We start from the raw sequence: 19,771 nt of genomic DNA, 5'->3' as shown, positions 1-19,771 counted from the left end.
ACCTCATTCTGCCGTGAGGTCGCTCCGGCTGGTCTCCTTCAGCGCCAGCGTGCAGGCGAGCGACACCAGCAGCGAGGCGCAGACGTAGGCCGCGACGGCCCAGATCCCCCAGGCGGCGAGCAGGGCGGTGGCGATCAGCGGGGCGAGGCCGCCGCCGAGCACCGCGCCGATCTGCCCGGCGACCGAGGCGCCGCTGAAGCGCACGGCCGTCGGGAACTGCTCGGCGATGAAGGTGATCAGCGGCGAGTACATGATGGTCACCAGGCCGAAGGCGAGCGCGTAGGCCAGGTAGATCAGGGTGGCGCCGCCGGTGGCCAGCATGGCGAAGAAGGCGAAGCTGAACAGGGCGGTCAGGGCGGAGCCCGTCACGATCATCGGGCGGCGGCCGAAGCGGTCGGAGAGGCTGCCGCAGAGCGGGCCGAAGACGATCACCATGACCGAGCCGATGGCCACCGCGACCAGCGGCACCTGCGCCGGGTGCCCGAGCTGGGTGGTCAGGTAGGAGCCGGCGAAGACGAGCAGCACGTAGAAGATGACGTAGAAGCCGAAGCCGGTGCCCACCCCGAGCAGGACGGTGCGGGTGTGACGGCGGAAGACCTCCAGGATGGGCGCGCTGTGGCGGGTGCGGGACCCGGCGAAGACCGGGCTCTCCGGGGCGGAGGCGCGGATCGCCAGGCCGACGAGCACGAGCACCGCCGAGAGCAGGAAGGGGATGCGCCAGCCGTACGAGAGGAAGTCGGTCTCTTCCATGCCGGCCACCGCCATGATCGCGATCGTGGCCAGGAGCAGGCCGGCGGGTCCGGCGGCGGGGATGAAGCTGCCGATGTAGCCGCGGCGGTGCCGGGGCGCGAACTCGGTGGTCATCAGCACCGCGCCGGTGACCTCGCCGCCGTAGGAGAAGCCCTGGATGACCCGGAGGGTGACCAGGAGCACCGGCGCCCAGATGCCGATCGTGGCGTAGGTGGGGAGCAGGCCCATCGCGGTGGTGGCCAGGCCCGCGACCAGGAGGGTCATGACGAGCATGGACTTGCGGCCGATGCGGTCGCCGTAGTGGCCGGCGACGATGGCGCCGACGGGACGGGCGATGAAGCCGATCGCGAAGCCGGCGAAGGCGACGAGGGTGCTGACGGTCGGGTCGGAGCTGGGGAAGAAGAGCGTGTTGAAGACCAGGGCGGTCATGAAGCCGTAGAGCAGGAAGTCGTACTGCTCGATGACGGTGCCCACGAAGCTGCCGATGGTCACCCGCAGGAGGGCGGGTCTTGGCCGGCTTTCGACGGTCATGGGGGGTTCCTTTCCGAGCGATCGATCGGTAGGGCGAGCCTAGCCTACCGATCGATCGGCAGGAAGATCAGCGGGGGACGCGGGCGTTGCGGCGGACGTCCGACCAGGTGACGCTGTCGACGCAGATGCCGCAGTTCGGCCCGTAGAACAGGGCGCGGGCCTGGAGGTCGTCCATGAGCTGGAAGCGCCACCAGGCGGTGGTGGGCGCGGCGAACGGGCCGGGGTCGCCGACGACGGTGAAGTGGTCGGCGCCGCGCACCTCGCCGTAGATCGCCGGGATGTGGTCGGCGGCGTTGTAGAACGCCTTGACCAGCGCGGGCCAGACGATGGAGTCACGCTGGCCGGCCATCAGGAACGCGGGGCCGTGGACGTCGTCGATGTCGGCCAGCGGGCCCGGCTGGATGGGCAGGATGGTGTCCACGCGGGAGTCCGCGCCGACGACGATGGCGGCCGCGCCGCCCTGGGAGTGTCCCGAGGCGCCGATGCGGGTCAGGTCGACCTTGCGGTGGAAGACGCTCGACGGGTCGGCGTCGCGCTGGGCGAGGGCGTCGATCCCGGCGCGCATGGAGATGCCGAGGTTCGACATCGGGGTGTTGGCGGCGGAGACGATGAAGCCGTGGCTGGCCCACTGCAGGAGCAGGTCGCGGTAGACGAGCGGCGCGCCGCCCGTGCCGTTGCCCCAGACGATCACCGGGTGCCGGCGGTCGCTCCCGGCGATGTCGCGGGGGTAGTAGAGGGTGTTGACCGCGCCGATCTCGACGGCGGTGGCGTAGGGGCCGGGTGCGCCCCAGTTCGTGGTCGCGGCACTGGCGGGAGCCGTGCCGAGGGTGAGCACGAGGAGCAGGGGGATGAGCAGGCGTCTGAACAAGGCGGCCTCCTGGCTGGGGTTCACCCGCCATCCTGGTTGCGCCGGGAGCCGCCGTCTTTGCGCACTTGGGGCAAGGATTGACGGTGCGGTTTGGGCAATGTGACGATCCCGGGATGTCCGACCTCCACAGCCGGATGGCCCCGAGGGTGCGGGAGCTCACTTCCGCGGTGGTCGCCCGGTGCGCCGCCGAGATCCCGTTCTACCGGGAGCTGCCGCCGGAGACCCTGAGCGGTGAGGTGACCCGTTCGGTCTCGGCCGTCCTGGCGATGCTGCTGCGCACGCTCCGCAGGCACGACGCGGTGGGGCCGGGCGATCTGACGCGCATCATCGAGTGGTCGGCGCGCCGGGCCGAGGAGCGGCTGCCGCTGGAGGCGGCGGTGAGCGCCTACCTCATCGGCGCCGAGGTCTGGTGGCGGGCGCTGACCGAGGCGGCCGGGCCCGGCGAGCTGGCCGAGGCCGGTGAAGGGCTGCTCGGCTACCTGCGTACGGCGATGCCCGCCGTCGCCCTGGCCCACCAGCAGGCGCAGGAGGACATCAGGAGCGAGGACAAGCGGGTGCGACGGGCGCTCATCGGCGCGCTGCTGAGCGGCCGGCCGTACGAGAGCCTGGCCGAGGCGGCGGGCGTGGAGGTGGGCCAGGCGCACGAGGTGGTGCTCTTCGACTTCGGGCAGCCCGCGCCGCCGACCCGGCTCGTGCAGTCGGCGATGGACGCGCACACCGGGTCGCTGGTGCTGATGGACCACGTCGACGGGGTCGCGCTGCTGCCTGACGGGTGCCCGCCGGAGCCGCTCGCGGACAGGCTGGCCGACGTCGTGGGACGGCCCCTGCTCGTCGCCGCGGCCCTGGCGGAGGAGCCCGCGCGCATCCCGGAGGCGGCGCGGGAGGCCCGCGCGGTGATGGAGCTGGTGCGCAGGCTCGGCAGGCCGCCGGGCCTCTACCGCTTCGACGACGTGCTGCTGGAGCACCAGCTCGCGCGGCCGGGCGCGGGCCTGTCACGGCTGGCCGCCAAGCTGGCGCCGCTCGACGGCCATCCCCACCTGCTGGAGACGTTGCGCGCGTTCGTCCACCGGGGGCACAACCGCCGCCGGACCGCGCTCGACCTGCACATCCATCGCAACACGCTCGACTACCGGCTGCGGCGGGTGAGCCTGCTGACCGGGCTGGATCTGGCGGTGCCCGCGCAGGCGCGGCTGCTGGAGGCGGCTGTCACCGCTCGCGATCTAGCCAGATCCTGAGCTCCTCGTCCCTGGGGGCGTGGACGACGCCGGAGCCCGGCGAGTCGAAGACCATGACGGGCCGGGAGGAGTCCCACCGCTGCCAACCCGGGTCGCCGGTCTTGGCGAAGGCGACCCAGGCCCGGTGCATGGCGTCGGCCAGCTCCTGCGGGGCGTCGTCGCCGGCCAGCTCACGGCAGTGCCGGAGGTTGTCGAAGACGAAGCCGATCTCCAGGCCGTGGCATGCGCCCAGGTCCATGACCGGTGACCGCCAGGCGAACTCGTAGACGTGGGCCCGTTCCACGGAGTCGGCCAGGCGGTTGAGCGGGCCCCGCATGAGCAGGTCGGTGGCCATCTCGCCGAGGATCTCGCCGGGCCTGGCACCGGGCCGGGCGGACCGGTAGAGCCGGGCGGCGCGGGCGGGGATGCGGAACTTCAGCAGGGCCAGGCGCAGGGTCAGGCGGCTGACCCGGTCCACGGCGCCGGTGGGCACGAACCAGAGGCGGTACTCCTCCCGGTTGGCGCCGATGAGGAGGTCGGCCTCGACCGGGGCGGCCCCGGGCTCGGCCACGATGTGGAAGGCGGGGCCGCCGGTGATCGGGTTCGCCTTGCCGACGACCTCGGCCTGGGTGTCGAGCAGCCGCTCGCGGTCGACGGCGGCGAAGGCCCCGGCCGTGGCGGGCACGCCCAGCTCGGCCGCCATCAGCTTGACGATCTTGGCGGCCTCCTCGCGCGTGGCCGTGTGCGGGGGGCCGCTCTGCATGATCGCCCGGTGGAACAGCCTCTTCGCCCGCGGGCTGGTGAGCAGCGCGCCGATGCTGATCGCCCCCGCCGACTCGCCGAACACGGTGACGTTGCCGGGGTCGCCGCCGAAGGCCGCGATGTTGTCGCGTACCCATTCCAGCGCGGCGACCTGGTCGAGCAGGCCGCGGTTGTCCGGCGCGTCCGGGAAGACGCCGAAGCCCTCCACGCCGAGCCGGTAGTTGATCGAGACCAGCACCACCCCGTCGCGGGCGAAGGCGTGGCCGTCGTACAGCGGCATGCTCGACGAGCCGTTGCGCAGGGAACCGCCGTGGATCCAGACCATCACCGGGCGGGCGCCGTCGTCCACGCCCGGTGTCCAGACATTCAGGTTGAGGCACTCGTCGCCGGGGATCGGCTCCTCGGGGATGAGCCGGTCGAGCGGCGGCCGGTAGGGACGCTTGGGCGCGGTCGGCCCGAACCGCAGCGCGTCACGGACCCCCTCCCAGGGGCGCACGGGCGCGGGGGCGCGGAAGCGTTCGGCCCCGAAGGGCGCGGCCGCGTAGGGGATGCCGCGGAAGACCGGGATCCCGTCCTGGAGGTGGCCACGCACCTTGCCGTGCCGGGTGACCGCGATGATGTCCATGGCCCGAATCCTACCGATCGATCGGTCGGAAACAAGGCGCCTACAGGCCGGTCATCACGAGGCTCATGTAGTACCAGTAGCCGCTGCCGAAGATGTGCTGCGGGATCTCCTGGACCTCGCCCGTGGAGAGCGTGGCGCAGGTGAAGCCCCAGGCGGTGACCGAGCCGAGCACGTCGCCCTGGCCGACGACGGGCAGGGTGACCTCGCGCAGGCTGAACAGCGCCGACCCGGTGGTGCCGATGGTGGTGGCCGGGTTGGCGAAGTTGCCGGAATAGGCGCGGTCACCGTTGTTCATGGCGACGTACCGGCCGCCGCCGGGGTACATGTACCCGGCGAGGTTGATCCGGATCTCGTCGCCGTTGTTCTCGTCGGTGTCGTAGGCGTCGACGAAGTTCAGCTCCACCCGGCAGGTGCCGGCCGTGCTCGTCGCGGCGGCCGGGGCCGCGGACACGGCCAGGCCCACCGTCAGCGCCAGCGCGAGGACGAGCTTGTGAGATCGCATGCCGTTACTCCCTCTGGTCGACCGGCGTTCCATGGCGAAACGCGGGCAACCTCAGGGTGCGGCAGGCGGCGCGGCAGGTCAGTGGCCGAATGCACACTCCGTCCGTGCCCTTCGGCGCGGTGAGCGGTGTCAGTGTGCGGTGAGCGCCTCCGGGCTGCCGGCGTACAGCTCCAGGTGCCGGCGGGCGCTGGCGGTCCACGTGTAGCGGTCGGCCAGGCTCAGGCCCGCGGTGCGGAGCCGGGCGCGGAGGGCCTCGTCGTCGAGCACGGCCGAGAGCGCGTCGGCCAGCGCTCCCGCGTCGCCGACGGGGGTCAGCAGGGCGTCGCGGCCGGGGACCAGCCACTCCCTGAACACCGGGATGTCGCTGGTGACCACGGGAAGACCGGCCGCCATCGCCTCCAGGGCGGCCAGGCCGAACCCCTCCTTCACGGAAGGGAACGCCAGCACGTCCGCCGCCGCGTACCACGCCGCCATCTCGTCCTCGGGCACGGTGCCGAGTTCGACGACGTCCTTGCCCAGGGTCAGGCCGAGGGCGTCCAGGCTCGCCAGCACCTTCTCCCTGTAGGCGCGGTGGTCCTGGAAGGAGTGGCCGCCGAGCACGGCCAGCACGGGCGGCGGCGTACGTTCGCCGACCAGCCTGGACAGCGCGGCCACCAGCGTGTCGCTGCCCTTGCGCGGCTCGATGCCGCCGACGGACAGCAGCAGCGGCCGGTCGGTCGCGCCGACCCGGGCCCGCAGCCGTGCCACGACCTCCGGGGAGTGCCGGCTGTAGCGGGCCGGATCCACGCCGTTGGGCACCACGTCGGCCAGGACTCCGTAGTCCTCCCGCAGGATGTCCTGCCAGATCTTGGTGACCACCAGGATCTGGTCCGGCTCCAGGATGGCCTGGCGCTGGCAGTCCATCAGGATCTCGCTGTCGAAGTCGTCCACGTGGTGGACGGTGCGGACGACCCTGCTGGGGATCCCGGCGTCGCGCACGCGGGCCGCCGCACGGGCCGCGATGCAGTCCTGGGTGTGCAGGATGGGGTAGGCGGGGGCGAGGTCGGCCAGGGCCGCCTCCAGGGCGTCGATGTTCGCCGCGACCTTCTCCTCCAGCCCGCCGGTGGTGACGGGCGCGGTGACGACGTGGGTCGGGGCGGCGACCGGCCGGAAGAACCCCTTGCCCGGGTCACCGAGGCCGATGATCAGGACGTCCTGGCCGAGCGCGTGCATCGCCTCGCCCAGCGCCAGCGTGTGCGCGACGCCGCCCCTCGGCCGGGTGCTGTAGGTGATCAGGGCGACGGGAGGAAGGCGGAGGTGTTCTGTCACCGGTGGGACTCCGTTAGTTCAGGGCGGCGGCTCGCGATGGCCGCCGCCGTGTACGCGGCGCGCGCCGCGGTCTCGGTCACCAGGCAGCCGATCCCCTCCAGCGTCGCGCGCTGCCTGGCGTAGCCCTGGGGATCGGTGTCGGAGCCGAGGACGTACGCGACGACCTGCGGGCCGCCGTCGGCCATGATCTCGCCGAGCACCGGTGCGAGCTGCCCCGCCGGGTCCTCGTGCGAGCCGTAGCCGAGCACCACGTCGAGCAGCACCACCGCGACCTCGGGATCGCGGGCCTCCTGGCGGAGGATCTGTATGCGGTTGCCGGGGTCGATCATCGGATGCGGCCTGCCGACGGTGTACTCCTCCGCGCCCAGGTCGAGCAGCACGTTCGAGCCGGGCGGAGCGGGGACCGTGTTGCCGGGCAGGAGCGGCTCGTTGGAGTACACCTCGCCCAGCAGCTCGTTGATGATCACCTGGGCCTCGTAGCAGAGCGTTCCGCCGGAGTAGTAGCCGCGGACGGTGCGCCGCTCGTCGCCCAGGGCGCCGAGCCGCTCCTCCACCTGGGCGCGCAGGCCTTCGGAGGTGGCCGGAGGGGTCTTGCCTGCGAGCCGGGCGGCGGTGAGCGCGCCCTCCTCCAGCGTCCGCGCCATCCGCACCCCGGACGGCGGCTCCATCTCCGAGAGGCCGAGGAACGCGGCCACCGCCGGGGTGGACCCGCACTCTTCCAGCACGCTGTGGGCGACCGCCTCGCTCGGCGGCTTGGACACCAGCAGGATCACCTCGGTGTCGGGGTCCTCGTCGAGAGCGCGCACGGCCGCCTTGGCCATCCGCCCGCCGATGGCCTCGGACAGGTCACGGCCGCCGACGCCGATCACGTGCGAGACGCCGACGCCCCAGCGGTCGAGCAGGGCCGACACCTCCTGCGCCCCGGTGCCGGCGGCGGCGACGACGCCGACCGGCCCGCGGCGTACCGCGTTGGCGAACCCGAGACCGGTGCCGGAGATCACCGCGGTGCCCGCCCCCGGCCCCATGACCAGCAGGCCGAGCTCGTTCCCCCGCTTCTTGAGCTCCGCTTCCTCGTCCAGCGAGACGTTGTCGCTGAACAGCAGGACGTGCAGCCCTTGGGAGAGCGCGTGGTGGGCCTCCAGCGCCGCGTAACCACCGGGCACGGAGACGATCGCCACGGACGCGTCCGGCATCTGCGCGACGGCTCCGCTGACGGTGCGGGGCGCGGCGGCGGCCTCACCGGACTCGGCGCGGGCGTCCTCGAACGCGGCCTGCTCGCCGGCGGCGAGCGCGGCCTCCGCCGCGGCCTCGTCACCGGCGCGCACGGCGAGTACGAGGTCGTTCGCCCCGGCCTGGCCGACGGACTCCGCGCCGAAGCCCTCGGCCTCCAGGTTCTCCCGGCCTGAAGGCGTCGCCATCACGGCGCCCGCCCAGGTGACGCCGCCCTGTTCGGCCATGACCGAGGTGGCGACGAGCAGCCGGAGCGAGTCGAGGTAGGTGTCACGGACGACGCGGACGCGGGCGAGGTTGTCGTGGGTGCTCATGCGATGCTCATTGCTTGCTCGGGAACGATGTGCGTGCCGACACGGTTCTGCGGGTCCAGGGCTTCGAGCATGCGCTCCGCCGAGGTGATGACGGTGGTCCCGCCGCTCTCCCGTACGAAGTCGGTGGCCGCCCGGATCTTGGGCCCCATGCTCCCGGCGGGGAACTGGCCCTCGGCGAGATACCGCTCGGCCTGCGCGAGAGACAGCTCGTGGACGGCGCGGGCCCGCGGGGTGCCGTAGTCGACCATGACCGCGTCGACCCCCGTCACCAGGATCATCATCGTGGCCTTGAGTGATCCGGCGAGGCGCGCGGCCGCCGAGTCCTTGTCGATCACGGCGTCCACGCCGTGATAGCGGCCCTGATCATCACGGGCCACGGCCACTCCGCCGCCCCCGGCGGCGAGGACCACCTTGCCGGCCGCGAGCAGGGGCGTGACCGCGGACAGCTCCAGCATCTCGGTGGGATGGGGCGAGGGGACCATCCGCCGGAAGCCCCGCCCGGCGTCCTGTCTCATCTCCCAGCCGCGCCGCTCGGCCATGGCCGCGGCCTCCGTCTCGGTGAAGAAGGGGCCGATGGGCTTGGTGGGCGTGCGGAAGGCGGGGTCGTGCGGGTCGACGACCATGTGCGAGATGAGGCCGACGGCCGTGCCGGGCCCCCGGATGGTGTCGATCGCGCGCACCAGGACGCTGCCGAGCTGCCCTTGTGACATCGCGTTCAGCGAGTACAGCGGCTGCGGTGGCACCAGATCGACGCTCCCCTCCTGTTGGATCGCCAGATGGCCGACCTGCGGGCCGTTGCCGTGGACGACGACCACCGACCAACCCGCCTCGCATAGGTTCGAGATCCCCGACGCCATCTGGGCGGCGTTGCTCTCGATCTGCTCGGCTGTACCCGGCTGATCCGCGCGGGTCAGGGCGTTACCGCCGACAGCCACCACAGCTACGTTGCTCACTGCTTGGTCGCCCCTACCTCAATATCCGATACTAGATGTAACGTTTAGTATAGTGAACTGTCCAGGAGGAAATATCAAATGTCCGAGACTGAGGGTGTGCGTGACCCAGGACCCGCACCCGACGCCCGGCAGGCCGCGAGCGAGCTTCTCCGCCTCTGGACCGCGGCCGCGGAGCGGGCCTTCGCCGGAAGCGCCCACCAGCCGGACATCTACCTCAGGACCACGCGCCTGGTCGGCGCGGTCGCGCAGCGGCTCCGCGAGTCCGGGCGGGGCCTCGAACCGCTGGTCGAAGCCTGGGCCGAGCACCGCGAGCTGGTGCGCCGGGTGGTCGAGTCCAGCGAGCTGCTGACGTCCGACGGCCTGGACGTCGAGGCCGTCGCGGGCGCCGCGTTCGCGATGCGCTACCGGGAGGCGCTCGAAGAGGTCACGCTGGACGACCGCCTGGCCGCCCTCGCGCAGGCCGCACCGGGCGCCGGATGGCTGGTGCTGGAGGAGTCCGGCTACCGTCCCGGAGATCCGTTCGTCCCGTACCGGCGGCTGGAGGTCGACCCCGCCACCGGGCGGGCGCTGCTCGTGACGACGCGACCGGACGAGACGTTCACCGCCTGCGTGCACACCGTCGAGCGGGGGCGCATCGACCTGGAGACCGGCCGGCTCGCCTCAGGCGAGCCCGGCGACGGGGGACACGTCCTTCACGAGGCCGCCTCCGCGGAGGAGCGGGAGGTGTGGGTGACCCGGCTCAAGGGCTCCTGATGAGACACGCCACAGACCGGGCGATTGTGGGCATACCCGGTCATTCGCTGACGCCTAGTTGCCACTCCCTACATTCTTTCTATAGTAGTCAAAGAGTAGTTTCCTATAGTAAATGCGTCATCCTTCATGGCGGTCTAGCCGAGCACCGTTAAGAGTCGGCCCGGACAAGGAGCCACATCATGACCGAGGCACCCGACACCCACCGGACCCTCGACCAGGAGGAACTCGCCGAGTTGATCGCCCGGTTGCAGAGCCGGGGGTTGCGGACCGAGATCTCCATGGAGGCGCGGAAGGGCGGCGCCGGTCCCGCCGACGCGGGGATGCTGTGGATCGACGGAAGCCCGGCCACGGTTCCCACCACGGCCGACTACGTGCGTGACTCCCCGTACGCCCTGCGGCAGGAGGACGACGGTTTCGGCATCTACGAGGGCTCGGTCCGGTTGGCGGACGCGGCGTTGGCTCCCCGGCCGAAGTACTACGACTTGAAGACGGCCGACGGCGTCCCCTACTGGCAGATCGCGCTCATGCACCTGGACTCCATGGCCAGCACGGTGCTGCAGACCTGTGCCTACTGGGGCAACTCCGACCAGTGCACGTTCTGCGGGATCGGGGTCTCCCTCGCGGCCGGTCGCACGATCGCCAAGAAGACGCCCGAGATGCTCGCGGAGGTGTCGGTGGCGGCCCGCGACCTGGACGGCGCCGTCGACGCCACGCTCACCACCGGCAGCACCGCCACCCCGGACCGCGGCGCCCTCTACGTCGGCAGGTGCGCCCAGGCCGTGAAGGAGGCGTCCGGGCTGCCGGTGCAGGTCCAGTTCGAGCCGCCGTCCGACCTCGACGTGATCAACCGGGTCCGCGACATGGGCGTGGACTCCGTCGGCATCCACGTGGAGACCTTCGACCCCGAGGTGCTCGCGCGGGTCGCGCCGGGCAAGGCGCGCTGGGGCGTCGAGGCGTACTTCTCCGCCTGGGAACGCGCGGTCCGGGTCTTCGGCGAAGGACAGGTCTCGACGTACGTGATCCTCGGCATGGGCGAGGACCCCGACCTCACGGTGGACATGTGCCGCCGGGCGGTGGACATGGGCGTCTACCCGTTCATCGTCCCGCTGCGCCCGGTCCCGGGCAGCCTCATGGAGGACGAACGGCCCCCGTCAGCGGACTACGTCGAGGGGATCTACCGGCAGGTCGTCCCGCACATGCTGCGACGCGGGCTCACCGCCACCGGGGTCATGGCGGGATGCGCACGCTGCCAGGCGTGTTCGGGGCAGGCCGCCCTGGAACGTGCCGGTTCTGGTTCGACGAAGGGTGTGGTGCCCGATGGGCGCGTCTCTCTCCCGCTCGTTTTCTGACCAGGCCGCGCCGCATCACGTCTGCCGTACGGTGACGGCGGCGGAGGAGCTGGAGGAGCACCTCCGGATCCGGCGATCGGTCTTCGTGGCGGAGCAGTCGCTGTTCGAGCAGACCGACCAGGACGAGTTCGACCGCGATCCCAGCGTCCACCACGTGCTCGCGTTCGCCGACGGCGTGCCGGCCGGCACGGTCCGGCTGTACCGCTACCCCGCGCCCGACGGCGAGAGGCTGTGGAAGGGGGACCGGCTCGCGGTGCTCCCGGAGTATCGGCACCTGTGGCTGGGGGGCCCGCTGGTCAGGTACGCGGTGGAGACCGCCGCGGCCGCCGGCGGCGCGCGCATGATCGCGTACGTCCAGCTCGGCAACGTGAGCTTCTTCCGGCGGCTCGGCTGGTCGAAGGTGGGCGGCCCGGTCGCCTACGTCGGCGTGCCCCACCAGCAGATGAGCATCGACCTGACGTGATCACTTCGTACGTCAGGAAGGCCGGGCATGTGTCAGCGGCCCAGCCGGGTGACGGACTCCTTGTTGAGGTCGAAGACCACGACCGAGCCGGAGGCGTCGCGCAGGCGCACCTCGCCGGTGTCGTCGAGGGTGCCGAGCCGCCGCGCGGTCAGCCCTCGCGCGGTGAAGGCCTTGGCGCACTCCTCGACCCGGTCGTCAGGCGTCGTGAGCAGGAAGGCGAAGCAGGGGAAGCAGGACAGCCAGTCGGCGACCGGCACGCCCTCGGGCACGGGGAGCTCGTCCATGTCCACCTGGACGCCCAGCCTGTTGGCCTCCAGCAGCATGGCCAGCGAGCCGATCATGCCGGCCATGCTGACGTCCTTGGCGGCCACCGCCGCGCCCGACTCCGCCACCTCGGCGAGGGCCCGGACGTCGCCCGCCAGGCGGTCGCCCCGCTCGTCGAACGACGGGAAGAACAGGAAGTCGTCGCGCATGCGCCCGTCGAGGCAGCAGGCGAGCATCAATGCCTGGCCGGGGGCGGCGTGCGTGGCCGACAGCACCTTCTCCGCGGTGCCGAGACCGAACGCCGACAGGCTCGGCGGGCCGTCGCTCTCGGTGAGGTGCCCGCCCACCACGGGCACCTGGTAGGTCTCGCCGGCCCACTTGAGGCCTTCCAGGATCTTCCTGGTGACCTCGCGCGGGCCGACGATCGTGTCGACGATCGCGAGAGGACGGGCGCCCATGGCGGCGAGGTCGTTCACGTTCGCCAGGACGGCCGCCACCCCGGCGCCGTAGGGGTCCTTCGCGACGAAGGAGGGCAGCATCGCCTCCCCGCCGACGATCAGGTTGCGCCCGCGATCGTGCACCACGGCTCCGTCGTCGCCGGGACCGGACCACCAGTCACCGCCGCCGAACACGTCGGTGACCGCCCCGATGGCGCTCTTGGCCGTCACGCCCGGAAGGCCGCGCAGCCGTTGTGCCAGGTGGTCGAGGTCGTTGATCGGCACGATGAGTTCTCTTCCATGCGGTGGGTGGCGCCGGCAGACAGAGCAGGCGCTGAAGACGTCATTCTAGTGAGGAAGCCTTTCCCGTGACAGGACACCCCGTTCGCTACCGTGAAGCGTCGCGCGGCCAGACATCGCAGGTCGCCGGCTTTCTCACCCTTCCGGAGCGCACGACCAAGCCCCGCCGGCGCGGCATCTCGCACGTCCTCGACAACGGCATGTCGGTGGCCGAGGCCGAGCTCCGGCTGTCCTCCGCCGCCGCGAGCATCGACGTGTGGAAGTTCGGCTGGGGCACCGCCTACATCGATCCGGCGCTGGACGCCAAGCTCGACCTGCTGGCCGCGCACCAGGTGCTGGCCTGCACCGGGGGGACCCTGCTGGAGGTGTCGTGGCAGCAGGGCGTGCTCGACCGGTTCATGGACTGGGCCGAGTCGGTGGGGTTCCCGTGCATAGAGGTGTCGTGCGGCTCGGTGGCCATCCCGCGCGACGACAAGAACGCGATGATCAGCGCGGCGGCGTCCCGGTTCGTCGTGCTCTCGGAGATCGGGGTCAAGAACCCCGACACGCCTCCTTCGGCCCGGCAGTGGGGCGCCGACGCGCGGGCCGACCTGGAGGCGGGCGCGCGCTGGGTGGTGACCGAGGGGCGCGAGAGCGGCACCGTCGGGCTGTACGACCCGGCCGGCGAGGTGCGCACGGAGATCGTCGACGCGGTCGTCTCGGCGGTGGGCCTGGAGAACGCCCTGTTCGAGGCGCCCCTTCGCGCGCAGCAGGCCTGGCTCATCCGGCGTTACGGCGCGAACGTGAACCTCGGCAACATCGCTCCGGCCGACGCCCTGGCGGTCGAGACGCTCCGGCTGGGGCTGCGCTCAGACACGATGGGAACTTTCCCACTGGAGGATTCACCATGATCCCGCATCAGTACCGGACCGTGGCGTTCACCGACGTCCCGGTGGATCTCGACGAGCGTTCCCTGCGGGAGTTCTTCCTGAGCCGCCAGGTGTATCGCAGGACCCGGTTCGTGGTGGCACGCAACGACGACGGACTGGCCCTGGTCGAGGTCACCAAGGCAGGCGAGGAGGAGCTGTTCGTCGACGTCACCGACGTGCGCGTGCTGGCCTCGCCCCAGGAGACGATCCTCGTGGACCGGGCCGACATCGACACCGCCGTGCCCAGTCAGCTGCTGCGCGCGGCGTCCGGGATCGCCGACGCCCCGCGCTGCGTGGTCGTCCGCGGCCGTTACGGGCACGTCAACTTCATGCTGGACGCCGTCCCGCGCCGCGTGCACGTGCTCGACGTCGCCCCGCCCTGGCCGGCCAAGCTGGTCGACCAGGTACGGCGCGTCCTCGACACCGCCGAGGAGCTGCCGGCGACCGAGTGCGTGTCAGAGGTCGTCGACCTGGAGGAGATGGCCGCCCGCGAGCCGGCCGGCCACTACCTGCTGCCGTGCCGAGGGGGCGGCATCACGGTCCCCGGGGCGGAGGTCTCCTATCTCGACGAGGTGCCGCCCGAGGCGGACTGGCTGCTGCTGGGCTGCGCCCGCTCGCGCGCCATCCACGACCACTTCTATCCGGACCGGGCGGCGGGCGTGACCCAGGTCGACATCTGCCCGGCCGCGCTGGCGGCCAGCAGGCCGCTCCCTCCCGGCGAGGCCCGGCTCACCAAGTGCTGCCTGCTGGAGGAGCACATCGAGACCCGCGGCGACACGGTGGTGGTGCCCTGGGGAGCGTCGTTCACCCTGGTCTCGGCGGGGCTGGCCGCCGCCTCCGACCTGGCCGAGGAGCTTCGTACCACCGAGGAAGGGCGGGAGAACGCGACGTGAGCGCGCGCATCTCGGACTCGACGGTCTACTCGCACCTGTGGGGCACCGACGAGCTGCGACAGATCTTCGACGAGCGGGGCCGCCTGCAGGGGTGGCTCGACGTGCTGGCCGCGCTGGCCAGGGCGCAGGCGGCGGAAGGGCTCATACCCGCAGGGGCCGCCGAGACCATCACCGCCGAGCTGCGCGTCGACCGGCTCGACCTGGACCGGGTCGCGCGCGGCACCCGCGAGACCGGCCACTCGACCCTGGGCCTGATCCACGAGCTGCGCCGGGTCCTGCCCGAGCCGGCCCGCGAGCACGTCTACGTCGGCGCGACCGTCCAGGACGTCACCGACACCTGGACCTCGCTGGCGACGCGCGCGGTCGGCGGCATCGTCTGGCGCGACCTGCGCCGGATCGAGGACCGCCTGCTCGACCTGGCCGTGGCGCACCGCGACACCCCGATCGCGGGCCGGACGCACGGCCAGCCGGGGGCGCCGGCCACCTTCGGCTGGAAGGCGGCGTCCTGGGCGGACGAGATCCGGCGGCACCTCGACAGGCTGCGCGAGGGCGCCCCGCGGTGGCTCGTCGGGCAGCTCGGCGGCGGCATCGGGACCCTGGTCGCGTACGGCGACCGCGGACTCGCCGTACGGGCCCGCTTCTGCGCCGACCTCGGGCTGGCCGACCCCGTCATCTCCTGGCTGAGCGCCCGCGACCGGATCGCCGAGTTCGGCGGCCTGCTCGCCCTGGTCACCGGCACGCTGGCGCGGATCGGCGAGGAGGTGTACGAGCTGCAGCGCCCCGAGATCGGCGAGCTGGGCGAGCCGCGTCCCGAAGGGGTGGTCGGCAGCATCACGATGCACCACAAGCGCAACCCCGAGGGCAGCGAGCACCTGAACACGCTGGCCCGGCTGGTCAGGGCCAACGCCGGGGTGCTGCTGGAGTCGGTCGTCAGCCAGCACGAACGTGACGGGCGGGCCTGGAAGGCCGAATGGGTGGCGCTGCCCGAGGTGTGCCTGCTGTCGGGCACGGCGCTCAGGCTCGGGGTCCAGCTCGTCGAGGGACTCGAGGTGCGCTCGGACCGGATGGCGGCCAACCTGCGCACCCACCTGGGCGGCACCCAGAACCCGTCCGACGCCGGCGCGGCCGCAGCCATGGTCGACCTCGTGGTGGCCCGCGCCCGCCGCGCCAGGTCGGAGGAGTCGCCTTCATGGCCGTAACCCCAGACCGCCCAGACCCCCGCGACCCCCGGCAGGTGCGCCGGCCGTGGGAGAACCAAGGGGTGGCACCGCCCCGGGCCGAGCTGGCCGTGTTGCCCACTCCCCTGGTGGAGGCGCCACGGCTGGCCGAGGCGCTGGGCGTGCGCGGGCGGATGCTGCTCAAGCGGGACGACCTCACCGGCTTCGCGGTGGCCGGGAACAAGGCGCGTCAGCTGGAGATGCTGATCGCGGCCGCCCGTGAGTCCGGGGCGCGTGTGCTGGTGACCGGCGGGACGCCCGGTTCGAACTTCTGCCAGGCCGCAGCAGCGGCCGCCGCCTGGGCGGGCCTGCGCTGCGTACTGATCTACGCCGGATCGCCTCCCCAGACCTCGCACCCCAACCTGCTGGCGGCCCGCCACTGGGGCGCGGAGATCCGATGGACCCACGACCCTGACCGCGCCTTCGTCGACGTCGCGATCGAGAGGGCGGCCGGCGAACTCGGCCAGACCGCCTTCGCCGTACCACGCGGCGGCGCGACCCCACTCGGCGCGACCGGCTTCCACCTGGCAGCCCTCGAACTCGCCACCCAACTCGTACCCCAAGCCGCGCCCCAGCCCGGGGACCAAACCGCGGCCCAGCACGGGCCTCACTCTGAGGGCCGGTCCGGGGCACAAGCCGGGGCTCACGTTGAGGGCCGGCTTGTGGGGCCTGTTGTGGTTGTCGTGGCGGCGGGGTCTGGGGGGACGCAGGCCGGGCTGGTGTCCGGGGCCGTGGCGTCGGGGCGCCGGATGCTGATTCGTGGCGCCTCGGTCAGCCGGCCGCCGGACGAGACCGCGCGGCGGATACTCGAGCTCGGCGAGGGGTGCGCCCGGTTGATGGGGACCGAGATCCCGGAGGCGTCCGATGTCGTGGTGGAGGACGCCCGCGGCCCCGGGCACGCCCGCCCTTCGGAGGAGGGCGAGCGCGCCGCGCGGCTGGCGCTGCGCGCCTCAGGGGTCGTCCTCGACCCCGTCTACACCGCGAAGGCGCTGGGCGCCCTCCCGCGCATCCTCGGCGAACGACGCCACGACCCCGACCTGACCACAGTTCTCTGGCACACCGGCGGCCTGCTCGACGCCGTCGCCGGATGGGAGGCACGATGATCGACGACGGACTGCCGTCCGCACCCTCGGCGCACCACCGGGGCGGGCTCGACCGCCTGGGCCCACCGGTGGAAGGCCCGGCCCAGGAGCTGATCGACAGCGGGTTCGCGCTGGAGAACGCCGACTCGCCGCTGCTGCACGCGGGCCTCAACCTCGCCGACCTCGCGCACCTCGTCGATCTGCACGAACGCGGGGTGGTCCCCTACAGCGCCGCCGAGCAGCTCATGCGGGTGCTGCTCCGGGCCGTGCGCACCCCGGCCGAGGACTTCCCCTACGACCCGGCGTTCGGCGAGCCGTACAACTCGCGGGAGCGGTACTTCACCGCCCAGATCGGTGACGACGCCGGGTGGCTGCACGCCGGCCGGCCGCGGCGCGAGGCGGTGCGCATCGCCCTGCGGCTGCACGTGCGGAGCGTCCTGGAGGACCTGATCGAGGCGTCGGCGGAGCTGGCGCAGGCCATCGCGAAGGTCGCGGCGGGCAACAGCACGACGTGGCTGCCCGACCAGACCTACCTGCAGCACGCGCAGCCCTCCACGTTCGGCCACTACCTGGTCAGTTTCGCCTACCCGGTCCTGCGCGACGCCGAGCGGCTCATGGACGCCCTGACCTGGGTCAACACCAGTCCGGGCGGGGCGGGCTGCGTCAACGGCAGCCGGCTGCTGGCCGACCGGGGCAGGGTCGCCGAACTGCTCGGCTTCGAGGGTTTCATCCAGCACACGCGCGACGCCATGTGGCAGATCGACGGGCTCATCGCGGCGCTGTCGCACGCGTCCAGCCTGCTGACCACGCAGAGCAAGCTGGCCGAGGACCTGGAGATCTGGGCCAGCAACGAGTTCGACTACATCACCATCGCCGACGGGTTCAGCCGTTCCAGCGTGCTCATGCCGCAGAAGCGCAACCCGTACGCCCTCTCGATCATCCGCGGCGCCTCCGGCACCCTGATCGGCCGGCTCACCGGGTTCCTCGCCGTCAGCAAGAGTCCGTCGGCCCGCAGCGACAACCTGATCTACGCGTACGGCGAGATCCCCCGCGCGCTGGACCTGGCGCTGCGTACGACGAGGCTGACCAGCGGGGTCATCCGCAGCATGACGGTGAACGCCGACCGGATGTGGGAGGCCCTGGAGTCGGGCTTCAGCCAGGCGACCGACCTGGCGGAGTTCGTCATGCAGACCTGCCGGGTGGACTACCGGACCGCCTACCAGGTGGTCGGGATCGCCGTGCGGGAGGCGAGCAGGGAAGGGCTGCGCGGCATCGACCTCGACGCGGCCCGGCTGGAGTCCGCCGCCCAGCAGTACGCCGGGATCTCCCTCGGGCTGGAGGGCCGGGACCTCACCGAGATCCTCGACCCCCGGCACATCGTGGAGACGCGGACGCTGGCCGGCGGAGCGGCCCCGCCCGTGGTCGAGGCGATGGCCGCCGACTGTCTCGCGGAGGCGACCGCGTTGCTGGGCCGCGCGCGGGCGGCGCGTGCCTCGTTCGAGCACTCCGAGGCCGCGCTGGTCGCGCTCGCGGAGAACTTCATCAAGGGGGACCCCGCCGAGGGGAACGACATCAAGGGAGAAACCGATGAACGCCACTGATACCGCCACCCCGGTGCGCCTTCCCGGGGAGGTGAACGTCGTCAACATCGGCCTGCCGCTGTTCGCCGAGGCGATCGCCGAGCAGAAGCGCCCGGTGGTCCAGGTCGACTGGCGGATTCCCGGTGGCGGTGACGCCGAGGTGGTCGCGGCTCTTCGCCGCCTCTACGGCCGGCACGCGGCGACGATCGACGCCGCCAACAAGGAGGTCTTCCGGCGGCTGGACCGGGGCGCGCCGCAGCTGGTCGGCGTGCGGACCGCAGGCGAGGTGATCCCGATCCTGGCCGAGGGCCGGGTGCTCCTGCACTGCGGGCCGCGCATCGCGATCGAGGACACGGTCGACCCGTTGCGCCGCTCGATGCGCGCCGCGGTCTGCGCCGAGGGGTGGGCGCGCGACCCCGAGGAGGCCGACGCCCTGCTCCTGGACGGTTCCGTACGGCTGGAGCCGGCCAACGCGCACGGCGTGGTCGTGCCGATGGCGACGGCGATGGGGCCGGGCACGCCCGTGTGGGCCGTCGAACTCGCCGACGCCGGCGTCACCACCTACGCGCCGATCGGCCAGGGGCCCGGCGACGTGGCGTGGTTCGGCCGCGACACCCCCGGCGCGATCGACCGTCTGGTGCTGCTGCGCGAGGTGGTCGGCCCGGTGCTGGCCGCCGCCCTGGCCGAGGCCGGGCCGGTCGACGTGATGTCGCTGGCGGCGCAGGCGGTCGCCATGGGCGACGACGTGCACGTCCGCACGCAGGCCGCGACCAACCTGCTGCTGCGCAACCTGCTGCCCGCGCTGGTGTCGGGCGACCACCCCCGCCGGACGGAGGCGGCGACGTTCCTCTCGGGCAACCACCTGCTGTTCCTCACGCTGGCCATGGCCGCCGCCCGGGCGCTGACCGCCTGGGCCGCCGAGGTCGAGAACAGCTCGGTCGTGACCGGCATGGCACGCAACGGGACCGACTTCGCCGCCTGGCTGGCCGGGCCGTCCTCCGACTGGCACCTCGCGCCCGCGCCGATGGTGGAGCGCGCGCTCTACCACCCGGGGCGCAGTGAGGCGGACGCCGCCCCGGACATCGGGGACAGCTCGGTGCTGGAGCTCGTGGGCCTCGGCGGCGCGGCCGCGGCCGGTTCGCCGGCGGTGGCCCAGATCGTCGGCGGGACCATGGCGGCCGCCGCCGAGCTGACCACGCAGCTCGACCAGGTGTGCGTGGGCAACTCCAGCCGGTTCATGATCCCGGTGTGGGGGATGAAGGGCTCACCGGTGGGCGTCGACGTGCGCAAGGTCGTCGAGCTCGGCATCACCCCGCAGGTGACGACGGGGATCCTGCACAACGCCGACGGCAGCGGCCAGGTCGGCGCCGGTGTGGCCACGGCGCCGGTCCAGGCGTTCGTCGACACGATGATGGCGCTGGACGCGAAGCTGGGGAGCTGACCCGGAGGCGAGGCGTGCTCCGCGCGG

General features: G+C 72.5%; 18 protein-coding genes. 10 read left to right on the top strand and 8 right to left on the bottom strand.

All coding sequences use genetic code 11. The features are described 5' to 3' along the window. Window positions 1-3: 3 nt before the first annotated feature. Entirely contained in the window at window positions 4-1,281 is a 1,278-nt protein-coding gene (locus ACIBF7_RS06780; protein ID WP_397196610.1) for an MFS transporter, read from the bottom strand. 67 nt (window positions 1,282-1,348) lie between these two features. Beyond that, window positions 1,349-2,149: an alpha/beta hydrolase family protein gene (locus tag ACIBF7_RS06775; protein ID WP_397196609.1), complete on the bottom strand. Its 801-nt coding sequence runs from the start codon at window positions 2,147-2,149 to the stop codon at window positions 1,349-1,351. Between the two features lie 113 nt (window positions 2,150-2,262). On the opposite strand from ACIBF7_RS06775, the gene ACIBF7_RS06770 reads away from it, so the two are divergent. Then, window positions 2,263-3,384, top strand: a complete 1,122-nt coding sequence (locus ACIBF7_RS06770) for a PucR family transcriptional regulator (protein WP_397196608.1) — start codon at window positions 2,263-2,265, stop codon at window positions 3,382-3,384. Here ACIBF7_RS06770 and ACIBF7_RS06765 read toward each other — a convergent pair. The 5 genes from ACIBF7_RS06765 to ACIBF7_RS06745 all read right to left on the bottom strand — a co-directional run bounded on the left by ACIBF7_RS06765 (window position 3,356) and on the right by ACIBF7_RS06745 (window position 9,039). Continuing rightward, complete coding sequence (locus ACIBF7_RS06765; RefSeq protein ID WP_397196607.1) at window positions 3,356-4,750, bottom strand: carboxylesterase/lipase family protein; 1,395 nt, start codon at window positions 4,748-4,750, stop codon at window positions 3,356-3,358. The two genes, ACIBF7_RS06770 and ACIBF7_RS06765, sit on opposite strands and share 29 nt — an antisense overlap. 40 nt (window positions 4,751-4,790) lie before the next feature. Further along, on the bottom strand, window positions 4,791-5,252 hold the full coding sequence (locus tag ACIBF7_RS06760; protein WP_397196606.1) for a hypothetical protein: 462 nt from the start codon (window positions 5,250-5,252) through the stop codon (window positions 4,791-4,793). A gap of 129 nt (window positions 5,253-5,381) precedes the next feature. Then, a complete protein-coding gene (locus tag ACIBF7_RS06755) occupies window positions 5,382-6,560 on the bottom strand; it encodes an MSMEG_0565 family glycosyltransferase (RefSeq protein ID WP_271276064.1) in 1,179 nt (392 codons plus the stop codon). Further along, on the bottom strand, window positions 6,557-8,104 hold the full coding sequence (locus tag ACIBF7_RS06750; RefSeq protein ID WP_397196605.1) for an FdrA family protein: 1,548 nt from the start codon (window positions 8,102-8,104) through the stop codon (window positions 6,557-6,559). Before ACIBF7_RS06750 ends, ACIBF7_RS06755 begins: the two co-directional genes overlap by 4 nt. Next, the gene (locus tag ACIBF7_RS06745) at window positions 8,101-9,039 is read right to left on the bottom strand and encodes a carbamate kinase (protein WP_364231756.1); all 939 of its coding nucleotides are present in this window, start codon (window positions 9,037-9,039) and stop codon (window positions 8,101-8,103) included. Before ACIBF7_RS06745 ends, ACIBF7_RS06750 begins: the two co-directional genes overlap by 4 nt. Before the next feature lie 114 nt (window positions 9,040-9,153). Between ACIBF7_RS06745 and ACIBF7_RS06740 the strand changes: the two genes are divergently transcribed. From ACIBF7_RS06740 to ACIBF7_RS06730, 3 genes are all read left to right on the top strand, one after another. After that, window positions 9,154-9,810, top strand: coding sequence for a hypothetical protein (locus ACIBF7_RS06740; RefSeq protein ID WP_397196604.1), 657 nt, complete (start codon window positions 9,154-9,156; stop codon window positions 9,808-9,810). A 179-nt stretch (window positions 9,811-9,989) separates the two neighbouring features. Beyond that, on the top strand, window positions 9,990-11,159 hold the full coding sequence (locus tag ACIBF7_RS06735; RefSeq protein WP_397196603.1) for an MSMEG_0568 family radical SAM protein: 1,170 nt from the start codon (window positions 9,990-9,992) through the stop codon (window positions 11,157-11,159). After that, on the top strand, window positions 11,128-11,622 hold the full coding sequence (locus tag ACIBF7_RS06730) for an MSMEG_0567/Sll0786 family nitrogen starvation N-acetyltransferase (RefSeq protein ID WP_148034942.1): 495 nt from the start codon (window positions 11,128-11,130) through the stop codon (window positions 11,620-11,622). The genes ACIBF7_RS06735 and ACIBF7_RS06730 overlap by 32 nt, the downstream gene beginning before the upstream one ends. Window positions 11,623-11,654: 32 nt before the next feature. On the opposite strand, the gene ACIBF7_RS06725 is transcribed toward ACIBF7_RS06730, so the two are convergent. Continuing rightward, window positions 11,655-12,608, bottom strand: coding sequence for an AIR synthase related protein (locus ACIBF7_RS06725; RefSeq protein WP_397196602.1), 954 nt, complete (start codon window positions 12,606-12,608; stop codon window positions 11,655-11,657). 83 nt (window positions 12,609-12,691) lie between these two features. On the opposite strand from ACIBF7_RS06725, the gene ACIBF7_RS06720 reads away from it, so the two are divergent. Genes ACIBF7_RS06720 through ACIBF7_RS06695 form a run of 6 tightly spaced genes read left to right on the top strand, consistent with a single transcriptional unit; the run spans window position 12,692 to window position 19,744 of the window. Continuing rightward, entirely contained in the window at window positions 12,692-13,513 is an 822-nt protein-coding gene (locus tag ACIBF7_RS06720) for a phosphosulfolactate synthase (RefSeq protein ID WP_271280103.1), read from the top strand. Then, window positions 13,510-14,424 (top strand): hypothetical protein, encoded by a 915-nt coding sequence (locus tag ACIBF7_RS06715; protein ID WP_148034939.1) that lies wholly within the window; start codon window positions 13,510-13,512, stop codon window positions 14,422-14,424. The genes ACIBF7_RS06720 and ACIBF7_RS06715 overlap by 4 nt, the downstream gene beginning before the upstream one ends. Next, complete coding sequence (locus ACIBF7_RS06710; protein WP_219545508.1) at window positions 14,421-15,623, top strand: adenylosuccinate lyase family protein; 1,203 nt, start codon at window positions 14,421-14,423, stop codon at window positions 15,621-15,623. The genes ACIBF7_RS06715 and ACIBF7_RS06710 overlap by 4 nt, the downstream gene beginning before the upstream one ends. After that, window positions 15,614-16,744 carry a 1-aminocyclopropane-1-carboxylate deaminase/D-cysteine desulfhydrase gene (locus ACIBF7_RS06705; RefSeq protein ID WP_397196601.1) on the top strand — a complete coding sequence of 377 codons (1,131 nt, stop codon included), beginning with the start codon at window positions 15,614-15,616 and terminating at the stop codon, window positions 16,742-16,744. Before ACIBF7_RS06710 ends, ACIBF7_RS06705 begins: the two co-directional genes overlap by 10 nt. Then, window positions 16,741-18,324 (top strand): argininosuccinate lyase, encoded by a 1,584-nt coding sequence (locus tag ACIBF7_RS06700; RefSeq protein WP_397196600.1) that lies wholly within the window; start codon window positions 16,741-16,743, stop codon window positions 18,322-18,324. Before ACIBF7_RS06705 ends, ACIBF7_RS06700 begins: the two co-directional genes overlap by 4 nt. Beyond that, complete coding sequence (locus ACIBF7_RS06695; protein ID WP_271280108.1) at window positions 18,311-19,744, top strand: DUF1116 domain-containing protein; 1,434 nt, start codon at window positions 18,311-18,313, stop codon at window positions 19,742-19,744. The genes ACIBF7_RS06700 and ACIBF7_RS06695 overlap by 14 nt, the downstream gene beginning before the upstream one ends. Window positions 19,745-19,771: the final 27 nt, after the last annotated feature.

It is taken from the genome of Nonomuraea sp. NPDC050478 (assembly GCF_044458265.1).
Classification (GTDB): domain Bacteria; phylum Actinomycetota; class Actinomycetes; order Streptosporangiales; family Streptosporangiaceae; genus Nonomuraea; species Nonomuraea ferruginea.
This window is presented reverse-complemented; position numbering and strand designations above follow the sequence as displayed.